A 20,591-nucleotide genomic window follows, 5' to 3' on the forward strand; every position below is an offset into this window, starting at 1 on the left:
GTCAGTCCTCAGGCGTCATCTGGATATAGCCGCAGGGGCATTCATGCGCGCACAGCCCGCAGCCCTTGCAATAGTCGTAGTCGAAAACATAGCCGCCCGCCCCGGCATCCGCAGCGGCGGTCTTGAGCACGGCGCTGTCCGGGCACAGGGTCCAGCAGTTGTCGCAGGCGAAGCATTCGCCGCAGGAAAAACAGCGCTGCGCCTCGGCCTGGGCCTCGCGGCGATCGATGCCGAGTTCGATCTCCACGCCCACACCGCGGTCGGCAACCGGCACCACGCGCTCCGCCGGGCGCTGCCCGGCCTCGTAATAGTTCAGGTTCAGCGCCTCGAGCGGTATCGGCTCCAACGCCGGCTCAGCCACATGGGCCCGCCCCTGAAGTTCGGCCCAGAGTGCCTCAGCGGCCCGGCGACCGTCGCCAATGGCCGCGCTGACCGTGCCATTGACGCCGAGCGCATCACCGCCCGCGAACACGCGCCTGCGACCGGCCAGCCGCCCGTCGTCAGCAGTCGCCAGATACCCGCGCGCATTCAGCATCGCGGCGAAGCCGTCCGGGTCCACGCGCTGACCGACCGCCGGAATGACCTGGTCGACCTCGAGCACCGATTCGGTGCCCTCGAACCCGACGCGGTGCAGCCGCCCGTCGCTGCCACGCAGCTTCTTCATGTGCACGATCTCTACCCCGACCACGCGCTCGCCGCGCAGGATCAGCCGCTGCACGCCGCGGTGCTCGTGGATGCGCACGCCCTCTTCGAGCGCCTGCCTGATCTCGCGCAGGATCGCCGGCATCGCATCCTCGGGCGCGACCCCGGGCCCCGGAATCGCCTTGTGCGAGATCACCCGCACCTCGGCCACACCGGCGGCCTTCAGTACCCGCGCGAGATCGATCGCCGTGTTGCCCGCACCGACCACCGCGGCACTGCGCCAGGTCGGCGCGGCACCGACGGTCAGCAGTTCCTCGAGCAGTTCCAGCCCGTTGTGCAGATCGGCCGGGGTGGCGCCCTGCACGTTCCACTCCGCGGCGTGATGCGTGCCGGGCGCGACGAACACGCCGTCGAACTGCGCGCGGAGTTCATCGAGCGAAAAGTGCCGGCCCAGCTGCTGGCCAGTGGCAAGCTCGATCCCGGTGCCGAGCAGGCGATCGATCTCGGCGTCCAGCACATCGCGCGCGAGGCGGTATGGCGGAATCGCCGTGCGCAACAGTCCGCCCGTGACGGCGAGCCGCTCGAAAACCGTCACGGCCGCGCCGAGCCGACGCAGATGCCAGGCCGCCGAAAGACCGGCCGGACCCGCGCCGACAACGGCGACGCGCGGCGTATCGGCCGCTAGTGGCGCGCAGGGGTAGGCCCAGCCCGCTGCGATGGCCTGCTCGCCGAGCTGGCGTTCGACGTGATGGATCGCGATCGGTGCGTCGAACCGGCCACGATTGCAGGCGCTCTCGCAGGGATGGTGACAGACCCGCCCGGTGATCGCCGGCAGCGGGTTGACCCGGACCAGGGTCTCCCACGCCCCCTGCGCATCGCCGGCATCGATGCGCGCCAACCAGGCCTGCGCGTCCTCGCCGGCCGGACAGGCCGCATGGCAGGGCGCTGCGCGATGCCGGTGCACGGGTCGTTCGTTGCGCCAGTCACCGGTCTTGAACGCGAGCGAGCTGGCCGGCGTCGCCCAGCCGCCGCGATGGATGCGCGTCACGCCCATCGGCCGCCTCCACGCGCGACGCGGTCGGCGCCGTCGGAATCGTGCGCACCGGCCGGCTGGCCGCCCAGCCCGTAGCGCTCGATGTTGCGGTCGGCCAGTGCCTGCAGGTGCGCGAGTTCCTCCTGCGCACGTGGGTCGTCCGCAAACAGGTGCGCGAAGCGCTTCTGCGCACGCAGATAGTCGGTCACCGGAAGCTGGGTGCGGATCGGCATCGCACCGGCGACATAGCCGCGTTCGAGTTCGACCAGCGGGTAGAGCCCGGTCTGCACCGCGAGTCGCGCGACCTCGATGGTGCGCTCGCTGCCGTGCCCCCAGCCGAGCGGACACGGCGAATGCACCTGGATGAAGGTCGGCCCCTCCACGGCCATCGCGCGGCGGACCTTCTTGCGCAGGTCCGACGGGTACGCGACGCTGGCGGTCGCCGCATACGGAATGTGGTGCGCGGCGACGATCGAGACCATGTCCTTTTTCAGATGCCGCTTGCCCATGCGCTCGCGGCCGGCCGGCGAGGTCGTCGTCGACGCGGCGTGCGGGGTCGACGACGAGCGCTGGATGCCGGTGTTCATGTAGGCCTCGTTGTCATAGCAGACATACAGCACGTTGTGGCCGCGTTCGAGCATGCCCGACAGCGCCTGCAGGCCGATGTCGAAGGTGCCGCCGTCGCCACCGAACGCGAGCACCTTGGTCGGCCGGCCCTGGGCCTTGAGCGCCGCTTCCATCCCGGCGGCGATCGCCGCGGCGTTCTCGAACAGGGAGTGCATCCACGGCACGCGCCATGCGGACTGCGGCCAGGCGGTCGTGAAGACCTCGAGACAACCCGTCGCGTTCGCGATCATGACATCCGGCCCCGCGGCTTCGGTGACAAGCCTTGCGGCCAGCGCCTCGCCACAGCCCTGACAGGCGCGGTGTCCGGCCTCGATGCCCTGAAAGCGCGGCTGTGCACGACGCAAGGCTGCGGTGTCCGCGGGAATCTCCACCGCCATCAGTGCTCCTCCACGGCAAGCCGCTCGGCCACGAGATCGAGAACCGAGAACCGCGCGGGCGTTGCCGCCTGCGCCTGCTCGATGATGCGTGGGTAGAGTTCCACCGGCATGTCGCGGCCGCCGAGACCGATCGCGAAGCCATGCACGCGCGGCGCACCGGCCGCGCCGTACAATGCCGCACGAACCTCGTTCGCGAGGATGCCACCGGCGCCCGGCGACAAGGCGCGCTCGACGACAATGAGCTCGTCGAGTCCCGCGCAGGCCACATGCAGGGCCTCGAACGGGAACGGCCGGAAGGCGCGCATGCGCATGAGTCGCACCGGATCGAGGTCCGGGTACGCATCGCGCGCCTCGACCAGCGTGCCAAACACCGAACCGATGGTCAGCACACCGATGCGCGCGCCCGGCACGTCGTCGACCGCAATCAGCGCCGCATCACCACGACCGGTCAGCTCGCGCCAGTCGGCGAACGCGCTTTCGATCTCGGCCGTGGAACGTTCCAGCGCGCGATGATGCGCGTGCCGCGCCTCGGAGTAATGTTCGGGACCGACCAGCATGCCGATGCTGCGCGCATGGTTCGGGTCGAGCGCGCGCTGAAAAACATACGGCGGCAGGAATCCGTCGACGAGTTCGCGATCGGGCAGATCGATCGGCTCGAGGGTGTGGGTCAGGGTGAAGCCGTCCACACAGACCATCACCGGCAGTTCGCAGCGCTCGGCGATCCGAAAGGCCTGGATCGTCGCATCCACGGCCTCCTGGTTGTCCTGACAGTACAGCTGAATCCAGCCCGCATCTCGCACGGCCATGGAATCCTGCTGGTCGTTCCAGATCGACAGCGGCGCGGACACGGCTCGATTCGCGCAGGTCAGCACCAGCGGCACGCGCATGCCGGCGATGTCGAACAGCACCTCGGCCATCAGCAGCAGGCCCTGCGAGGAACTTGCGGTATAGGCACGCGCGCCGGCCGCGGCGGCACCGAGCACGACCGAGGCCGCGGAAAACTCGCTCTCGACACTGACGAGTTCGCAGGCGAACTCGCCATCGGCGACCAGGCTCGCGATGTTTTCGACGATGTGGGTCTGCGGGGTGATCGGGTACGCGGCGACGACCTGCGGCCGGCACAGCCCGACCGCGCGTGCGATCGCCTGCGACCCCTCAAGCGCCAGACGCATCGATCTTCTCCCGCCAGAGTCCCGCCGGCACCTCGTTCGCGGCCTCGGCAACGACCGCGCGATTGCGCTCCAGCAGGGTTTCGCTGAAGCGCCCGACCATCGCCTGATCGAGTCCGTCCACGGACACCACGCCCGTCAGGCTCAGGAGCATCGCGAGCAGTGCCGTGTTCGGCACCGGGCGGCCCAGATGACGTTGGGCGATCTCGCCGGCCGGCGCGGCGATCACATCACAACCGAGGCGCTGCGACAGTTCAGCGGTGTCCGCGCTGCCGTTGATGAGTACGCCGCCACCGGCACGGATGCCGTCGAGCACCCCGGCGGTGTGCAGCAGCGTCGCATCCTGGATGACGACCAGTGCCGGCTCGCGCACGGCACAGCGGCGCCGGATCGGCGCGCCGGCGATCCGCACGAACGCGGCAACCGGCGCGCCACGACGTTCCGCGCCGAACGCCGGAAAGGCTTGGCAGAAACGGCCGTCCGCGAACGCGGCACCGGCGAGCAGATACGCCGCAACAACGTTGCCCTGTCCGCCGCGACCGTGGATGCGAACCTCGATCACGCGCCGCCCGCGACCTGTGCGCCATGGGCGTGATCGGCCTCGGCCTCGAGCACGATCTGCGTCATCTTCAGCACGCTGTCGGCATTCAGGGCGATCGAGGTGATGCCCTGCTCGACCAGCCAGCGCGTGATCTCCGGAAAGTCCGATGGCGCCTGCCCGCAGATGCCGACGTACTTGCCGGCCTTGCGACAGGCACGCACGGCCATCCCCATCAATACGTGCACGGCCGGATCGCGCTCGTCGAATTCGGTCAGCAGCCCGGAATCGCGATCGACCCCGAGTGTGAGCTGCGTGAGGTCGTTCGAACCGATCGAGAAGCCGTCACAGACCTCGAGGAAGCGCTCGGCCAGCAGGGCATTGGCCGGAATCTCGCACATCAAGATGACCTCAAGGCCGTCTTCGCCACGCTTGAGCCCGTTGGCCGCCATGAGATCGAGCACACGGCGCGCCTCAGCCACCGTGCGCACGAACGGGATCATGAGTTTCAGATTCGTCAGCCCGAACGTCTCGCGCACCTTCTTCATCGCCGCGCACTCGAGCGCGAAGCAGTCGGCAAACTGCTTGGAGTAATAGCGCGAGGCCCCGCGCAGACCGAGCATCGGGTTTTCCTCGTGCGGCTCGTAGTCCTGCCCACCGACCAGTTGCGCGTACTCATTCGACTTGAAGTCACTCATGCGCACGATCACCGGTTTGGGATGAAACGCCGCCGCAATCGCGCCCACGCCCTCTGCAAGCTTTTCGATGTAAAAGCTGCGCGGATCGGGATAGCCGGCCATGCGCCCATCGATCTCGTCCTTCATCGTGTCGTCCAGCGTGCTGTAACGCAGCAGTGCATTCGGGTGCACACCGATCGACTTGGAGATGATGAATTCAAGCCGGGCCAGCCCCACGCCCTCGTTCGGAAGCTGCGCAAATTTGAAGGCACGGGCGGGATCGCCGACGATGAGCATCACCTTCGTCTTCGGGCGCGCCATCTGGCCGACGTCGACGACCTCGTGACTGAACGGCAGTTTGCCGTCGTAGACATAGCCGACATCGCCCTCGGCGCAGGACACGGTGACTTCGCGTTCGGTCGGAATGCGCGAGGTCGCATTGCCGGCACCCACGACGGCTGGAATGCCGAGTTCACGCGCGATGATCGCGGCATGACACACGCGCCCGCCGCGATTGGTGACGATCGCCGAGGCGATCTTCATGACCGGCTCCCAGTCCGGATCGGTCATGTCCGTGACCAGCACCTCGCCGGGTTGCAGTTCGTTCATGTGCGCGGCCTCGAGGATGATCCGCGCACGACCCGCACCGATGCGTCCCCCGACGCTCTTGCCCTGCGCCAGCACCGGTCCGCGCTTGTCCAGCGAGAAAACATCCTGCACCAGCGCCGAACGCTGCGAGTGCACGGTCTCCGGACGTGCCTGCACGATGAACAGCTCGCCGGTATTGCCGTCCTTCGCCCATTCGATATCCATCGGCCGCGGCGTGCCGGCGTGTTCCGAATAATGCTTCTCGATGGTCACCGCATAGCGCGCGAGCTCCAGCACCTCGTCGTCGCTGATCGCGAAACGGCTGCGCTCGATGTCACGCACCGGGACGTTGCGTGTGGCGGCACCCGTGACCGGGTCACTCGAATAGATCATCTTGATCGCCTTCTCGCCGAGATGCCGGCGCACGATCGGGCGGTGCGAGTCCAGCGTGCCCTTGAACACCAGATATTCATCGGGATTCACCGCGCCCTGCACGACGTTCTCGCCGAGGCCATAGGCCGCCGTGACCAGCACCGCATCGCGAAAACCGGTTTCGGTATCCAGCGTGAACATGACGCCGGACGCGCCGATGTCCGAACGCACCATGCGCTGCACGCCGATCGACAGCGCCACGCCCATGTGTTCGAAGCCCTTGTCGACACGGTAGGAGATGGCGCGGTCGGTATACAGCGAGGCCAGCACGCGCTTGCAGGTGCGCAGCAGCTGTTCGGTGCCGCGGATGTTCAGATAGGTCTCCTGCTGACCGGCGAACGAGGCATCCGGCAGGTCTTCGGCCGTTGCGGAACTGCGCACCGCGACATCGGTGTCGTCGCCGTAGTCGCTGACCATCTGCGCATAGGCGGCGGCAATTTCCTCGGTGAGTTTCGGCGGGAGTTCGGCATCGACGACCCAGCCGCGGATCATCGCCCCGGTCGCCGCCAGCGCGTCGACATCGCGCTTGTCGAGCGCACGCAGGGCCTCGGCGATGCGCGCGGTCAGATCGTTGTGTTCAAGGAAATCGCGAAACGCCTGCGCCGTCGTCGCAAACCCGTTGGGCACCCGCACCCCGCCGCCCGTGAGCGCCCGGTACATTTCACCCAGCGAGGCGTTCTTGCCACCCACCAGCGGCACGTCCTCGATGCCGAGTTCGGAAAACCAGCGTACGTAGCGCATGTCATTCATTAGCTGTCCCCAATGGTCCTGAGATTTGGACGCCGCGCACGCGCGACGCTGTGGTGGATTGATCCCGATTGGCCGACCTTCGCATCACGACAGCCGGGCGTTACAGAACGGTTACTGCGCGCATGGGCCATCCACACGCAACGCTAGGAACGGCCGCCGCCGGTGCGGTGCCGGCCGTGACTCTTGCGCAGATCCTCCACGGCCTTGAGCCGCGCCAGCGCCTCGGCGAGTTCGGCCTGCGCGCGCGCGGTTTCGAAATCACCCTTTGCACCGGCCAGTGCGATCTCGGCCGACCGGCATGCGGCCTCGGCACGCTCCAGATCGATGTGTTCGGCACGCTCGGCGGTATCGGCCAGCACCGTGACGACATCCGGCTGCACCTCGACCATTCCGCCGGAGATGAAAATCACGCGTTCTTCCTGCCCCTCGGACTGCACGCGCACATCCCCGGCGCGCAGGCGTGCAATCAGCGGGCTATGCCCGGGCGCGATGCCGATTTCGCCATCGACCGACGGTGCACAGACCAGATTCGCGGAGCAGGAAAAGATCTCGCCCTCGGCGCTGACGATGTCGACGCGGATGCTCCGCGTCATACCGCCCGGAATACCGCGGGCACGGCAGGCCCGGGCACCGTCATGCGATCGTCACATCGGCGCTTGCGTACACGTCCTGGATGGCATTGAGCAGCCGCACGCCATCGGCCATCGGCTTCTGGAATGCCTTGCGCCCGGAGATCAGCCCCATGCCGCCCGCGCGCTTGTTGATCACCGCCGTGCGCACGGCCTGATGCAGATCGTCCGAACCGGACGCCCCTCCGGAGTTGATCAGTCCGGCGCGGCCCATGTAGCAGTTGGCGACCTGGTAGCGCACCAGATCGATGGGATGTGCAGTCGTGAGTTTTTCGTAGACCAGCGGACTGGTCTTGCCAAAACCAATCGCCGTGTAACCGTTGTTGCTGTCGGCCTGCTTCTGCTTGACGATGTCGGCCTCGATCGTCACGGCGAGGTGATTGGCCTGACCGGTCAGATCGGCGCTCGCGTGGTAGTCCCTGCCATCCTTCTTGAAGGCATTGTTGCGCAGGTACGCCCACAGAATCGTCGCCATGCCGAGTTCGTGCGCACGCGCGAACGCCTCGGAGATCTCCATGATCTGACGCCGGGATTCGGCCGAGCCGAAATAGATCGTCGCGCCGACCGCGACCGCACCCATGTCGAACGCCTGCTCCACGCTCGCGAACAGGGTCTGGTCATGGATGGCCGGATAGCTGAGCAGTTCGTTGTGATTGATTTTCACGACGAACGGAATACGGTGCGCGTAACGGCGTGCCACGGCGCCCAGCACGCCGAGCGTGGACGCAACGCCATTGCAGCCGCCCTCGATCGCCAGTTCGATGATGTTGGCCGGATCGAAATAGATCGGATTCGGCGCGAACGACGCACCGCCGGCATGTTCGACCCCCTGATCCACCGGCAGCAGCGACACATAGCCGGTGCCGGCCAGGCGGCCGTGACCAAACAGCTGTGCGAGCGCACGCATCACGCCCGGCTTGCGGTCGGAAAGCGCCACGACGCGGTCAAGGAAATCGGGCCCCGGAAGCGCGAGCATCTCGCGCGGAATGCCGCTGCAGGTGTGCCCAAGCAGGCTCTCGGCTTCGTCGCCGAGAATGTCGATCACGCTGGCCATCCGCCCCTCCGTGTTGGTTTACGGGCGTGTCAGCCTACGCCCCACCACCCGGGCGATGTGTTGACATTTGTCAAACAAACCCGCCGTGCAACCTGCCAGTCACATCGCCGGAAAAACCCTACAATGCGTGTGTCGCACGCCGTTGTAGAACCCACGATCCCGCTCACACGCCATGCATCCGAAGCGCCCAATTCCGTGGTTGAAGTGGATACTGATCCTGCTCGCACTGGTCGTCGCGGGCGGGCTTTTCTACGTCGCAAAGTATTCCTGGTACGAACGCTACGTCTGGCCCTCGACCATCGAAGGCATGGACGCCCCGCCGCCGCCGGACCGCAGCGTCTGGCCTGCCGAGCCCTACCCGCTGAAGATCGAGACCCAGCGTGTGGAGGTCGCGACGCCACAAGGACTGGCGGTTCGCGAGATCACCTATCAGGTCAACAGCCTGGACATGGACCTGGTGCGCATCGACGCTGGGGCGTTCATCCAGGAACCGACCTTCGGCGCCCGACCCGACCGCCGCGCCTGGCAGCGGGCCTCGCGCTGGTATCCGCCGAGCGGACCGCAAGCGCACCAGGTGACCGTCACGCGGCCCTATCTGATCGGCGCATTCGAGGTCACGAATGCCCAGTTCGAGCGCTTCGACCCGTCGCACCGCGACCGCCGCGCCGAATACCAGCCGGCCAACAAGCCGGTCTACGACCGTCACCCGGCCGAGCCGGTCAGCTGGACCGAGGCACAGGCGTTCTGCCGCTGGCTCTCGGAGCGCGAGGGTCGGCTGTACCGCCTGCCCACCGAGGCCGAGTGGGAACTCGCCGCGAAGGCCGGCACGACGGCACGCTTCTACTGGGGCGAGGCGTTCTGGGACCGCAGCCTCGCGAACCTCGGCGGACTGCACTCGAACGCCGAGACCCTGCGAGAGGACAGCTACAAGCAGACCGCCCCGGTCGGCATGTATCCCGCCAACCCCTGGGGGCTCTACGACATGCTCGGCAACAGCTATGAGTGGGTCGCCGACTGGTGGCACGAACCGCACGCGACCGATGTCGTCGATCCGACCGGACCGGATTCCGGCCGGCTGCGCATGGCCAAGGGCGGCAGCTGGACGACCCGTCCGTATGCGATGTATATCGGCGAGAACGATGGCAACAATCCGGCCGATCTGCGCGACATGCGCGGGTTCCGGGTGCTGGCGGAACTGCCGCCATCTCCGACGGCTGCAAACCGTTGAAACCCAGAGAAATCGAACAGCCGCCGTTCTTCGTTTTCGCTGTTTGTGGCAATCCGGGACGGATTGACCCGCGCCTGCCGCCCAGGGCGAGCGGTCAGCCGTCGCGCCACTGATCGAGCGCGGCACGCTCGATGACGACGACGCCTTCGCCACCGCGTTCGAATTCGGCCTCGACCCAGGCCAGATCACGAAACGCCCGCGCAAACGCCGGCAGGCTCAGTCCCACCTCGATGACCAGGATCCCGTCGTCGGCCAGCCAGTCCGGGGCAGCGGCGAGGATGCGCCGGGCGAAGTCCAGCCCGTCGTCGCCGGCCACCAGACCCATGCGCGGTTCGGCGTGGTACTCCGCGGGCAGGGCGTCGACCACGGCATCCGCGACGTACGGCGGGTTCGTCACGATCAGCTCGTAGCGCGCGGCGGGCAGTTGCGCGAACAGGTCCGACTCGAACACGGCCACACGCCCTTCGAGGCCGTGACGGGCGACATTGGCGCGCGCGACCGCCAGCGCATCCGGCGAGCGATCCGACAGGTCGACCGCTGCATCGGGGAAGGCCATGGCGCAGGCGATGCCAATACATCCGGAGCCGCAGCAAAGATCCAGAATCCGGTCGACCGGGCGATCTTCCAGCCAGGGCGCAAACCCGGCCTGGATCAGCTCGGCGATCGGCGAGCGCGGGACCAGCACGCGTTCGTCGACAGCGAAGTCCAGCCCGCAGAAACGCATCGTTCCGGTGAGATACGCGGCCGGCTTGCGCGTGTCGATGCGCCGGCCCACCAGTCCGGCGATGGCTTCGGCCTCGGCCGCGCTGACCCGGGTTCCCAGCACCCAGTCCGGCAGCTCGTGATCCAGGGCCAGGGCATGCAGCACCAGCGCGAGCGCCTCGTCGATCGCGTTGTCCGTGCCATGACCGAACACCAGCCCCGCGCGGTTCATCGCGCTTGCCGCCGCACGCACATGATCGGCCACAGTTCTGAGTTCCGGCGTTATCGCGTAAGGCATGGTTCGGTATCCGGGTTTCACGCGGCACGGGCGCGGGCCGCCATTATCGTTCCGACAACGGTGTCGCGGATGAAGCAGGCCAGGCGTCCGGATGACGGCCGATCACCCAGCGATGTCCCGTTCAGCGCCGCGGCAGCATCCGCCGCAGCACATCGTCGCGCAACACGAAGTGGTGCTTGAGGACCGCGCCGACGTGCAGCACGAGCAGGCCAATCAGGCCGTAGGCGACGGACTGATGCACCAGCACCGCCGCTTCCAGCAGCGCCTCGTTCTTCGGGATCACCAGGGGCAGCTCGAACAGGCCGAAGAAGGCGACGTGATAGCCGCCGGCGGACGAATCCACATAGCCGGAGATCGGCAGCACGAACATCGCGAGATAGAGCATCGTGTGGGTCGCGTGCGCGGCAAAGCGCTCCCACGCCGCCAGACCCGCTGGCATCGCCGGCTGCACATTGCGCCGCCGCCACAGCACCCGCACGACAGCGAGCATCAGGACCAGCAGGCCGAAGGACTTGTGCCAGCCGTACCAGCCCCACTTCGGATCGCCGTCGGGCAGCTCGACCATCCACAGGCCGAGCGCGAGCAGGCCGAGCATCACCAGCGCCATCGACCAGTGCAGCACCATCGCCACGCCGCCGTACCGAACCTCGTCATTGCGCCAAGCCATCCTCAGGCCTCCATGAACATCGTCTTGAGCCGCCGCGCGCGCAGCGCCAGATCAATCAACACCAGACCACCCGCCAGCCAAAGCAGCGGCGGCAGCCAGTCGAGCACCCCCGCGCCAGCTGGCGACACCTGCACGCCACCGGCAACCAGACCGCCGCGGATCAGCGTCGCCACCGACAGCATCGTGAACCACAGCCCCAGCACCAGGCCCTCGCGGCCGCGCGTGCCCAAGCCGAGCGCCGCGCTGATGCCGGCCATGAACACCACGCCCCAGGCGCCGCCGGCGAGCATCTGCGCGGCGATCAGCACGCCAAGGCTGTCGGCGAAACTCGCGCCGAGCGTGGCGAGCCCACCGACGAGGGCCGCCACGACCAGCGTCTCGACCGGCCCAAAGCGGCGCGCCGCCGCCGCGCCCGGGAACACCAGCAGCTTGAAGCCGACCCAGAACAGCGGCAGCACCCAGACCAGCTCGGCGGCACCGATGTAGGCAAGAAACTGCGGCTTGGTGTTGAGGAAAAAGTGAATCTGAAAACCAAAGCCGAGCAACAGGCTGGCGAGCAGCAACCGTACGACATTGCGCGGCTGGAACGGCGGCATCGCGCGCTCGTCCGGCGCAGTGTCTGACTGTCCGCGACTCAGGGCCTCCATGCGCGACATCCCCAGGGTGACCAGCAACAGCGTCGCGCCGGTCAGCATGAACGGCACGACCGGGTCCACGCCCTTGAGCCACAGCCCGAGATACGGCGACACCGCGCCCCCCAGGGCGAGGCCGAGCAGGGTCAGCGCCACCAGACGTGGCGCGCGCGGGCGCGCGGCGTGTTTCATCAGCAACACGATCGGTGGCGCGCGCAGCACCGAGGAGGTGGCGATCCACACGACGATCAGCAGCGTGAACACGGTCTGCGCGACACCGCCGACGCCCAGCTCCAGGGTCAGCGGCAGCAGCGCGAAGGCCAGGCAGGAAACCACGTTGACCCCGGCGATCAGCGGCCCGATGCGGCCCAGCACGCGCTCGAAGCGATCGGCCGCGTAGCCCATCACCGTGTCGGACACCGCGAACACCAGCTGATCGAGCAGGATGAACCAGATCAGCAGGTCGCGGCCCAGGCCGATGCGCTCCAGCAGCTCGCCAAGATAAGTGACGTAGACGATCCAGGTCGTGAAGAACAGAAACTGCACCACGGCGAGGTACAGCGCGGTGCGGCGCAACGGATTGGAAGCTTCATTCATGGCGGGGCCTCACCGACTGACGCGGCAAGTGTACGCGCGCAGATCGATTTTGGAACTCCGGCGTACTACCGATCCCATCGCGTTGTCGCTGATCCACGCCTGTTCAACGAAAAAGCCCGGCACTGGGCCGGGCTCGTTGTCGATCGGACTGCGGACCGAATCAATGCGTGATCAGCGGTTCCATGGTGCGTGCCGCGTCGATCCAGCGCTGGATCGATGCCTGCGGCGGCGTTGCGCGCGCGAGACGTTTCGCGGCGTTGACCTCCTTCATCTTCTCGGCAAGATTCTCCGCCTTGCGGTTGCGCAGTTCCTTTACGGTATCCACGCCGGCGGCTTCGAGCATTTCCGAAAACTGCGGGCCGATGCCCGAAATGCGCATCAGGTCCGCGAGATTGGCCCAGGTCAGGATCAGCTTTTCGCTGATGTCGCAATCCTTCGCGATCTTCTGCCGGCCGCGTTTGTCGCAGCACAGTTTCAGAAGATCCTTCGTCGTGCGGATTCCGGCACCGGCGAGCTTCTTCGCATAGACCGGTCCGATGCCCTCGACGGCTTCGATCTTGTATGACATATGTTTGTTTCCCCTTTGGTCGACTGGTACATGGCACCGGCCCACACCCCGGATGCCGACTTACGGTTTTGCACACCACCCCGCACGCCCGGAGTGTACCAGCGTCCCGCGCCCGCCTCCCATCACAGGCAAGCAGCGTTTACAAAATTTTTTCAGCCCGATCACGGCCGGACGTCAGTGACACGCGACGCCGGTCTTCGCTGACAAACATTGCTTCTGCCTTCGCTTCATAGGCTTACGGAACGGATGTAAACCGATACCTTTCAATCCGCCCGAAGATCCGCCGACAACGGCACCAGGGATCCGACTCAACGCCGCGGAAACTCGATCGTGACCAGAGCGCCACGCAGGTCGGGGTCGGCACCAACTTTCAACGCACCGCCGTACGCGGCGACCAGTTCACGCACGACTGCGAGACCGATGCCCTGTCCGTCGACCCGCTCGTCGGCACGCACGCCACGTTCCAGCACGGCCTCACGCGCCGGCTCGGCAATGCCCGGCCCGTCATCGGCAACCGTGACCACGATCATGTCCGACCGAACGGTCGCCGCCACGCGAATCTCCCGCCGCGCCCACTTGCATGCGTTGTCGAGCAGGTTTCCGAAGATCTCCATGAGATCACCGCGCTCGATGGCCGCACGCAACTCCTTGTCGACCGCGAGATCGATCGACAGCGACTTGTCACGATAGACCTTCGCAAGCGCACCACGGATCTCTTCGAGCACCGGTCGCAACGCAATCGATGCAAGCAGCGCGCGCGTGCCACCGGCCGCGGCGCGGCCGAGCTGATAGCGCACGATGTCGTGCATGCGCTGGGCCTGTTCCCGAACGCTGGCGCGCAGGTTCGCGTCGGACTCGCCCTGCACGGCGCCGTGCAGCACCGCGAGCGGTGTCTTCAGGCTGTGCGCGAGTTCGTCCAGGGCATTCGCGTAGCGCATCTGGCGCGCGCGACCGGATTCGAGCAACGAGTTCACCGCCCCGGTCAGCGGCGCGAGTTCGCGCGGCACGGCGCGATCGATCGCATTCGCCTCGCCCGCGGAAATATGGCGCAGATCGCCCGCGACCTGCGCCAGCGGACGCAGGCCCCAGTGCAGCACCACCAGCAGCGCGGCGAGCAGCACGGCCGCCAGTGCGCCAAGCCACAGCCAGAGCCCCTGCGCGAAACGTGCGACCTGCGCCTGCACGCCGACGCGGTCGCGGGCCAGCGCGATGGTCATCGGCCGCTCGGCACCGGCCTCGGTCTCCCAGATCACGCCGAAGCGCACGATCAGCCAGCTGCGCCCGCGGGCATCGTCGAGCGAGTTCACAAGCATCGTTCCGGGTTCTTCCACCGGGACGATCGCGAGGCCCTCGCCCACCGCCGAAGGCGACTGCCAGAGCACCGCGCCGGCCGGATCGAGAATTCGGGCGATCAGGCCCGAACCCGTGGTCTCAAGGTCCGGCACCGGCGCGGGTTCCTCAACGAGCGGCAGGCCCTGGGCATCCAGGTCCGTGGTCGCAAGCAGGGTGTAGACATGCGCCTGCAGGGTGTCACGCAGAGCCGTCTCGCGCGCGTCCTTGAACGCCTCGACCAGGGCAACGACCGTAAGCCCGAGAAAGACCACCAGCACGGCCCCGGCGGCGATCGCGAGCCGGGTGCGCAAGGCCATCATGCCGACCGCCCCGCGCTGCGGCGCCGATACAATTCGTCCATGTTCGATCGAGAACCGGGAAGACCCTCACCCATGCGCTGGCCGGTCGCCGGCACCGGCACGCTGGAGTGGATCGGACTGCGGTCCGCGCGGCGCGCACCCATCGATGTCGTCGGACAAACCCGGCTGCTCGCCGGGCAGGGACTGGAAGGCGACCACTGGTCCGGGAGCGCGAGCGGAAAGCGCCAGATCACGCTGATCCAGGCCGAACACCTGCCGGTAATCGCGGCCTGGACGGGCCGGACGTCGATCGACCCGGCCCTGCTGCGCCGGAATCTGGTCGTTCGCGGAATCAATCTGGCGGCGTTGCGCACGGCTCGGTTTGCGATCGGCGAGGCCATTCTCGAAGGCAGCGGTCATTGTCACCCGTGTTCGCGCATGGAGGAAGCGCTCGGCCCCGGCGGTTACCAGGCCATGCGCGGACACGGCGGGATCACGGCGCGGGTGGTGGTCGGTGGCGTCATCCGCACCGGCGACGCCGTGCGCTGGATCGCGCCGGTCGACGGCGACGCCCCCTCCGACTGAAGCTTGACAACACGCCGATTGTGGCTTCCCGGCCCGGCTGATACACTCGCGCGGTCCGTTACGGTGCATGGACCAAAGCGTCCGGCCCCGCGACGGCGGCGATGGATCGACACCTTCCGCCCGCAAGGCGTCACCCCGGCCCCGGCCGGTGTCACGGCCGCGCCAACCCGCTGCCAGCCTTCGAGCCGAATCCGGCCGTCTGAGCCCTCACCCGGCGACGCCCGTCGAACCACCGCCACAACGGCGAGCGCAATTCAATCGCGCCACGCCGAAGAGACATGCCCCGTCTGCAGGCAGCGCTCAAATGGTAATCGGCCGGAGGGTCCGGCCGGACGCGCCGCGGAGCCGGGGAACCTGGCGGCCACCGTGGCACAAGCGCGGGGGCCCGTAGCAACACCGGCATCACGCGAGTGCGCCGGGCAGGCAACAATCGGACATTCCGCGTCGCGGTCCGACCGCGGCGCGACAATTCGGCAACGAACTGCGGGCCCGGTCCCGCATTCTCCGGTCTGGCGGCACGCGTGCGTCCGATCCGGGAGGCGCACCGCTTGAGCGGCATGCGTGTTCGTACAGAGCGCCAGGAGCGGCGCCGCCACCCGCCTGCCCCGCACCGCGCGATCCAACAACATAACAAGGACCCGCGCGAATGAACCGAATGCTGATCAATGCCACGCAGCGCGAAGAGCTGCGCGTGGCGCTCGTCGACGGCCAGCGGCTATACGACCTGGACATCGAGTCGCCCGGACGCGAACAACGCAAATCCAACATCTATAAGGGTCGCATCACGCGCATCGAGCCCAGCCTCGAGGCCGCGTTCGTCGACTACGGCGCCGACCGCCAGGGGTTCCTGCCGTTCAAGGAGGTCGCACGCGAATACTTCTCCGAAAGCGCTCAGGAAAAGGGCGGCCGCGCGACCATCGCCGAGGCCCTGCGCGAAGGCCAGGAACTCGTCGTCGAGATCGAGAAGGAAGAGCGCGGCAACAAGGGCGCGGCGCTGACGACCTTCGTCAGCCTCGCCGGCCGCTACCTGGTACTCATGCCGAACAACCCGCGCGCAGGTGGCGTCTCGCGGCGCGTCGAAGGCAAGGACCGCACCGAGATGCGCGAGGCGCTCTCCGGTCTGGAAGTGCCTGCGGGCATGGGCCTGATCGTGCGCACGGCCGGGGTCGGCCGGCAGGTCGAGGAACTGCAGTGGGACCTCAACTACCTGCTGCATCTGTGGGACGCGATCTCGCGCTCGGCCGAGGCGCGCCCCGCGCCGTTCCTGATCTTTCAAGATTCGAACATCATCATCCGCGCGATCCGCGACTACCTGCGCCCGGACATCAACGAGATCATCGTCGACAACGAGCGCGTGCATGAACAGGCGCGCGGCTTCATGCAGCAGGTCATGCCGGAGAACCTGCGCCGGCTGAAGCTCTATACCGACCGCGTACCGCTGTTCAGCCGCTACCAGATCGAATCGCAGATCGAGTCGGCGTTCACGCGCGAGGTCAAGCTGCCGTCCGGTGGTTCCATCTCGATCGACCACAGCGAGGCGCTGACCGCGATCGACGTGAACTCCGCACGCGCGACCAAGGGCGCGGACATCGAGGATACGGCGCTCAACACGAACCTCGAGGCCGTCGACGAACTCGCCCGCCAGCTGCGCATCCGCGACCTCGGCGGACTGATCGTGATCGACTTCATCGACATGGGCCCGTCGAAAAACCAGCGCAAGGTCGAGAACCGCATGCACGAGGCGCTGAAGATGGACCGCGCGCGCGTGCAGCTCGGGCGCATCTCGCGCTTCGGCCTCATGGAGATGTCGCGCCAGCGCCTGCGCCCGTCGCTCGGCGAGTCCAGCCACATGGTCTGCCCGCGTTGCAGCGGCTGCGGCTCGGTGCGCACCGTGCACTCGCTCGCGCTGTCCATCCTGCGCCTGCTCGAGGAAGAGGCCATGAAGGACGGCACCGCGCGCGTGGTCGCGCAGACGCCGGTCGACGTCGCGACCTTCCTGCTGAATGAAAAGCGCCGGGCGATCGAAGAAGTGCAGACCCGCAACGACGTGACCATCGTCGTGGTCCCAAACATGAACTTGGAAACGCCGCACTACAGCATCGAGCGAGTGCGCCGTGCCGACGTCAGCGAGGAGACCGAACGACCGGTCAGCTACGAGATGGTCGAGGCCGTCGAGGAATCCGCCGAAACCGGCGAACCACGCATGCGCGCACCGGACGAACCCGCCGTGCGCGCGATCGACCGCCCGCCGCCCGCGCCCGCGCGGCAGCCGGCACCGCCCTCCGACGCCGAGATGTCGGCAACGACCGCCGCGGTTGCAGCGGCCGCGCCGGCCGTCAACAACGGCCTGCTGCGACGCGTCTGGCGCGCGCTGGTCGGCACCGGCGAGAACGCCGTGCCGGCATCCGCGGCCAACGATGCGCCGGGCGAATCGGCCCCGGTCGCAGCACCGGTCAACCCGCCGGAAGCCGCGCCCGCGAACACCGCAGGCGCCGCGCAACCGCGCCAACCGGGGCGCGGCAATGATGGGCGTTCGCGCCACGAGCGTGGGCGCGGTCAGCGGCGTGAAGGCGGCGAGCGGCGCGACGGTCGTCGCGACGGCGGGCAGAATCGCGACCGCGGCGAACGCCCGCAGCGCAGCGAAAGCACCGAGCGTCCGGAGCAGAACGAACCGCGCAATCGCCAGGACGGACAGTCACGCGACCCAAACCGGCAACGTTCGCGACGCGGTCAGCGCTCGCGTAATTCCGGCGAGCCCGGGACCACGCCAAGCACAGACGCCACGGCACCGACCGGTGCCGAACCGACGAGTCCGCCGACCGCCAGCCCCGCGGCCGGCGACGCGCCGCAGGCCACGGCTCCCGCCGTGCCGGCGAACGAATCGGCCACTACCACGCCTGCACCCGCGCCGGAAGACGCCGGTGCCGCGCCCGTGAAGAAGGCCAATCGGCGCGGTCGCCGCGGCGGCCGCGGACGCCGTCGCGCACGCGAGGGTTCAGCGCCAGCCGGTGAGTCCGGCGCCGCGGCCGACACTTCGGACAACCCCGCGGCCGGTGGCGAGGCGCAGACTCGGGACAACAACGGCGGCGACGGTACCGAACGGCCGCGTCGCCAGCATCAGCAGCGCCCGCCCAAAGAGCGGGCACCGCGCGACGCCAGCGACCCATCGGCGCCACCGAGCCAGCCGCCCGCCCAGCATGGCGGCAACGGTGCGGGAGAGGGCCCGGCACATTCGGCGCCGGAAACGCCGGCACCGCGTCCGGCCGAAAGCGCCGCGGCGCCTGCGCCGCAACCGACCGAGGCACGCCCCGCAGCGGAACCGAAGCCCGAACCGGCGCGCACACCGGCGCCCGAGGTCAGACCGGAGCCAGCACGTGCGCCGGCCACGACCGACGGCGGTCAGGGCACCGGGGAATAGTGTCCTGTCCCGCGATATCAGGCTGCTGAAAAGAGAAGCTCAACAGCCTGCTAGCGCCCGGGCACCGCAGTTGCGGCCTGATCGCCGCGCGTAAATTCGAGGTTGTCGATCAGCCGCGTCGCGCCCATGCGCGCAGCAGCGAGAATCACCAGGTCGCGCGTGTCCGCACCTGCCGGCGCAAGCGTCGTCGCGTCGCACACCCGCAGGTACTCGGGGACGAAGCCGCCGACCGCGAGTCCGGCCGCGGCATTGCGTTCGATCTCGGCGATCGGATCACCGGCCAGCACGCGCTCGCGCGCCATGACCAGCGTTGCATAAAGCCCCGCTGCACGCTTGCGTTGGTCGGCATCGAGATAGCCGTTGCGCGAACTCATCGCCAGCCCATCGGCCTCGCGCACCGTCGGCACACCTACGATCTCGAGCGGCAGGTTCAGATCGGCGACCATGCGCCGGATCACCAGCAGCTGCTGAAAATCCTTGCGGCCGAACACCGCGATATCGGGCTGCACCAGATTGAAGAGCTTCAGCACGACGGTCGCGACGCCGACGAAATGTCCGGGTCGCGCGGCGCCACAATGGATGTCGGAGATACCCGGCACTTCCACGCGGGTCTGATCGCCGGGACCGTGCGGGTACAGCGTCCTGACGCCGGGCAGAAACAAGGCGTCGGCACCTGCATCGACCAGCCGCGCGGCATCAGCACCCTCGGTGCGCGGATAGCGCTCGAAGTCCTCGCCCGCACCGAACTGCATCGGATTGACGAAGATGCTGACGATGCTGCGCGTGGCACGCTCGCGCGCAACCTCCACGAGATGCAGGTGGCCGTCGTGCAGATTGCCCATGGTCGGCACGAAGGCAAGCGACTCGCCGCTCGCGCGCAGCTCCGCACGCCAGGCACGCAGCTCGTCGGCATCGCGCAGCGTCTGCATCAGGCGTAACAGTGCTCTTCCGCCGGGAACTCACCGGCGCGCACGGCCTGAACATAGGCGCGCACCGCGGCCTCGATCGAGCCGCTCCCGGCCAGAAAATCGCGCACGAAGCGCGGCCTTGGCCCGCCCATGCCGAGCATGTCGTGCAGCACCAGCACCTGGCCGTCGCAGTCGACGCCCGCTCCGATGCCGATGGTTGGAATCGCGAGGCTCGCCGTGATCCGCGCGGCGAGCGGCGCCGGCACACATTCGAGCACCAGCATCTGCGCACCGGCGTTCTGCAGGTCCAGCGCATCGCGCGCGATGGTGTCGGCCTGTGCCGGATCGCGGCCCTGCACGCGATAGCCGCCGAAGCGGTGCACCGATTGCGGCGTGAGACCGAGATGCGCGCACACCGGTATGCCCTGCTCGGCCAGTGCCTCAACGACTGCAAGCTGCGCTCGGCCGCCTTCGAGCTTGACCATGTGCGCCCCGCCCTCGGCCAGCAGCCGGCCGGCGTTCTCGAGCGCCTGCACGCGGCTGGTATAGGTCAGAAACGGCAGGTCCGCGATGATGAAACACGGCGCGGCGGCACGCGCGACGCAGGCCGAGTGGTAGGCCATGTCGTCGATACGCACGGGCAGCGTGGAGCCATGCCCCTGGATCACCATGCCCAGCGAGTCGCCGATCAGGATCACATCCACACCGGCCGCGGCGAGCACGCGCGCGAAGCTCGCGTCATAGGCCGTCAGCACGGCAATCTTTCTGCCGTCGGCCTTCATGCGGTTGAGCGTGGTCAGGTTGATGTCGGTCATGGTTTCGCACGGCAACGAACAGGTCG

General features: G+C 67.9%; 17 protein-coding genes. 3 read left to right on the forward strand and 14 right to left on the reverse strand.

From position 1 onward, the window contains the following. Window position 1 precedes the first annotated feature (1 nt). From KDG50_12710 to KDG50_12740, 7 genes are all read right to left on the reverse strand, one after another. Complete coding sequence (locus KDG50_12710; GenBank protein ID MCB1866278.1) at window positions 2-1,690, reverse strand: FAD-dependent oxidoreductase; 1,689 nt, start codon at window positions 1,688-1,690, stop codon at window positions 2-4. Then, the gene (locus KDG50_12715) at window positions 1,687-2,679 is read right to left on the reverse strand and encodes a pyruvate ferredoxin oxidoreductase (GenBank protein ID MCB1866279.1); all 993 of its coding nucleotides are present in this window, start codon (window positions 2,677-2,679) and stop codon (window positions 1,687-1,689) included. Before KDG50_12715 ends, KDG50_12710 begins: the two co-directional genes overlap by 4 nt. Next, window positions 2,679-3,851: a pyruvate ferredoxin oxidoreductase gene (gene porA, locus KDG50_12720; protein ID MCB1866280.1), complete on the reverse strand. Its 1,173-nt coding sequence runs from the start codon at window positions 3,849-3,851 to the stop codon at window positions 2,679-2,681. The genes KDG50_12715 and porA overlap by 1 nt, the downstream gene beginning before the upstream one ends. Continuing rightward, window positions 3,835-4,410, reverse strand: a complete 576-nt coding sequence (locus tag KDG50_12725; GenBank protein ID MCB1866281.1) for a 2-oxoacid:acceptor oxidoreductase family protein — start codon at window positions 4,408-4,410, stop codon at window positions 3,835-3,837. Before KDG50_12725 ends, porA begins: the two co-directional genes overlap by 17 nt. After that, complete coding sequence (gene ppsA, locus KDG50_12730; protein ID MCB1866282.1) at window positions 4,407-6,833, reverse strand: phosphoenolpyruvate synthase; 2,427 nt, start codon at window positions 6,831-6,833, stop codon at window positions 4,407-4,409. The genes KDG50_12725 and ppsA overlap by 4 nt, the downstream gene beginning before the upstream one ends. 143 nt (window positions 6,834-6,976) lie before the next feature. Then, complete coding sequence (locus KDG50_12735) at window positions 6,977-7,426, reverse strand: F0F1 ATP synthase subunit epsilon (protein ID MCB1866283.1); 450 nt, start codon at window positions 7,424-7,426, stop codon at window positions 6,977-6,979. A gap of 40 nt (window positions 7,427-7,466) precedes the next feature. Then, on the reverse strand, window positions 7,467-8,516 hold the full coding sequence (locus KDG50_12740) for a class I fructose-bisphosphate aldolase (GenBank protein ID MCB1866284.1): 1,050 nt from the start codon (window positions 8,514-8,516) through the stop codon (window positions 7,467-7,469). A gap of 172 nt (window positions 8,517-8,688) precedes the next feature. Here KDG50_12740 and KDG50_12745 point away from each other — a divergent pair, with 172 nt between their 5' ends. Continuing rightward, a complete protein-coding gene (locus KDG50_12745) occupies window positions 8,689-9,744 on the forward strand; it encodes an SUMF1/EgtB/PvdO family nonheme iron enzyme (GenBank protein MCB1866285.1) in 1,056 nt (351 codons plus the stop codon). A 94-nt stretch (window positions 9,745-9,838) separates the two neighbouring features. On the opposite strand, the gene prmB is transcribed toward KDG50_12745, so the two are convergent. The 5 genes from prmB to KDG50_12770 form a co-directional block, all read right to left on the reverse strand. Then, entirely contained in the window at window positions 9,839-10,744 is a 906-nt protein-coding gene (gene prmB, locus KDG50_12750; protein MCB1866286.1) for a 50S ribosomal protein L3 N(5)-glutamine methyltransferase, read from the reverse strand. A gap of 121 nt (window positions 10,745-10,865) precedes the next feature. Further along, a complete protein-coding gene (locus KDG50_12755; protein MCB1866287.1) occupies window positions 10,866-11,411 on the reverse strand; it encodes a cytochrome b in 546 nt (181 codons plus the stop codon). Window positions 11,412-11,413: 2 nt separating this feature from the next. Further along, window positions 11,414-12,640: a hypothetical protein gene (locus KDG50_12760; GenBank protein ID MCB1866288.1), complete on the reverse strand. Its 1,227-nt coding sequence runs from the start codon at window positions 12,638-12,640 to the stop codon at window positions 11,414-11,416. Between the two features lie 160 nt (window positions 12,641-12,800). Continuing rightward, window positions 12,801-13,208 (reverse strand): DUF4332 domain-containing protein, encoded by a 408-nt coding sequence (locus KDG50_12765; protein ID MCB1866289.1) that lies wholly within the window; start codon window positions 13,206-13,208, stop codon window positions 12,801-12,803. 308 nt (window positions 13,209-13,516) lie between these two features. After that, window positions 13,517-14,860, reverse strand: a complete 1,344-nt coding sequence (locus KDG50_12770; GenBank protein MCB1866290.1) for a GHKL domain-containing protein — start codon at window positions 14,858-14,860, stop codon at window positions 13,517-13,519. A 39-nt stretch (window positions 14,861-14,899) separates the two neighbouring features. On the opposite strand from KDG50_12770, the gene KDG50_12775 reads away from it, so the two are divergent. Together KDG50_12775 and rne are read left to right on the forward strand one after the other, a co-directional pair. Next, a complete protein-coding gene (locus tag KDG50_12775) occupies window positions 14,900-15,424 on the forward strand; it encodes an MOSC domain-containing protein (protein MCB1866291.1) in 525 nt (174 codons plus the stop codon). Window positions 15,425-16,070: 646 nt separating this feature from the next. Continuing rightward, window positions 16,071-18,842, forward strand: coding sequence for a ribonuclease E (gene rne, locus KDG50_12780; protein ID MCB1866292.1), 2,772 nt, complete (start codon window positions 16,071-16,073; stop codon window positions 18,840-18,842). 50 nt (window positions 18,843-18,892) lie between these two features. Here rne and KDG50_12785 read toward each other — a convergent pair whose 3' ends face one another. Together KDG50_12785 and panB are read right to left on the reverse strand one after the other, a co-directional pair. Next, window positions 18,893-19,771, reverse strand: a complete 879-nt coding sequence (locus tag KDG50_12785) for a pantoate--beta-alanine ligase (protein ID MCB1866293.1) — start codon at window positions 19,769-19,771, stop codon at window positions 18,893-18,895. Continuing rightward, window positions 19,771-20,565, reverse strand: coding sequence for a 3-methyl-2-oxobutanoate hydroxymethyltransferase (panB, locus tag KDG50_12790; GenBank protein ID MCB1866294.1), 795 nt, complete (start codon window positions 20,563-20,565; stop codon window positions 19,771-19,773). Before panB ends, KDG50_12785 begins: the two co-directional genes overlap by 1 nt. Window positions 20,566-20,591: the final 26 nt, after the last annotated feature.

This window comes from Chromatiales bacterium, from assembly GCA_020445605.1.
In the GTDB taxonomy this organism is placed as follows: domain Bacteria; phylum Pseudomonadota; class Gammaproteobacteria; order JAGRGH01; family JAGRGH01; genus JAGRGH01.

What these genes read in the sequence shown, in the direction of transcription:
- KDG50_12735 (MCB1866283.1), bottom strand. Translation starts at nt 7,426, where the DNA reads ATGACGCGGAGCATCCGCGTCGACATCGTCAGCGCCGAGGGCGAGATC.
- KDG50_12775 (MCB1866291.1), top strand. Translation starts at nt 14,900, where the DNA reads ATGTTCGATCGAGAACCGGGAAGACCCTCACCCATGCGCTGGCCGGTC.
- prmB (MCB1866286.1), bottom strand. Translation starts at nt 10,744, where the DNA reads ATGCCTTACGCGATAACGCCGGAACTCAGAACTGTGGCCGATCATGTG.
- KDG50_12715 (MCB1866279.1), bottom strand. Translation starts at nt 2,679, where the DNA reads ATGGCGGTGGAGATTCCCGCGGACACCGCAGCCTTGCGTCGTGCACAG.
- KDG50_12740 (MCB1866284.1), bottom strand. Translation starts at nt 8,516, where the DNA reads ATGGCCAGCGTGATCGACATTCTCGGCGACGAAGCCGAGAGCCTGCTT.
- KDG50_12785 (MCB1866293.1), bottom strand. Translation starts at nt 19,771, where the DNA reads ATGCAGACGCTGCGCGATGCCGACGAGCTGCGTGCCTGGCGTGCGGAG.
- porA (MCB1866280.1), bottom strand. Translation starts at nt 3,851, where the DNA reads ATGCGTCTGGCGCTTGAGGGGTCGCAGGCGATCGCACGCGCGGTCGGG.
- KDG50_12745 (MCB1866285.1), top strand. Translation starts at nt 8,689, where the DNA reads ATGCATCCGAAGCGCCCAATTCCGTGGTTGAAGTGGATACTGATCCTG.
- KDG50_12765 (MCB1866289.1), bottom strand. Translation starts at nt 13,208, where the DNA reads ATGTCATACAAGATCGAAGCCGTCGAGGGCATCGGACCGGTCTATGCG.
- KDG50_12760 (MCB1866288.1), bottom strand. Translation starts at nt 12,640, where the DNA reads ATGAATGAAGCTTCCAATCCGTTGCGCCGCACCGCGCTGTACCTCGCC.
- ppsA (MCB1866282.1), bottom strand. Translation starts at nt 6,833, where the DNA reads ATGAATGACATGCGCTACGTACGCTGGTTTTCCGAACTCGGCATCGAG.
- KDG50_12755 (MCB1866287.1), bottom strand. Translation starts at nt 11,411, where the DNA reads ATGGCTTGGCGCAATGACGAGGTTCGGTACGGCGGCGTGGCGATGGTG.
- KDG50_12770 (MCB1866290.1), bottom strand. Translation starts at nt 14,860, where the DNA reads ATGATGGCCTTGCGCACCCGGCTCGCGATCGCCGCCGGGGCCGTGCTG.
- rne (MCB1866292.1), top strand. Translation starts at nt 16,071, where the DNA reads ATGAACCGAATGCTGATCAATGCCACGCAGCGCGAAGAGCTGCGCGTG.
- panB (MCB1866294.1), bottom strand. Translation starts at nt 20,565, where the DNA reads ATGACCGACATCAACCTGACCACGCTCAACCGCATGAAGGCCGACGGC.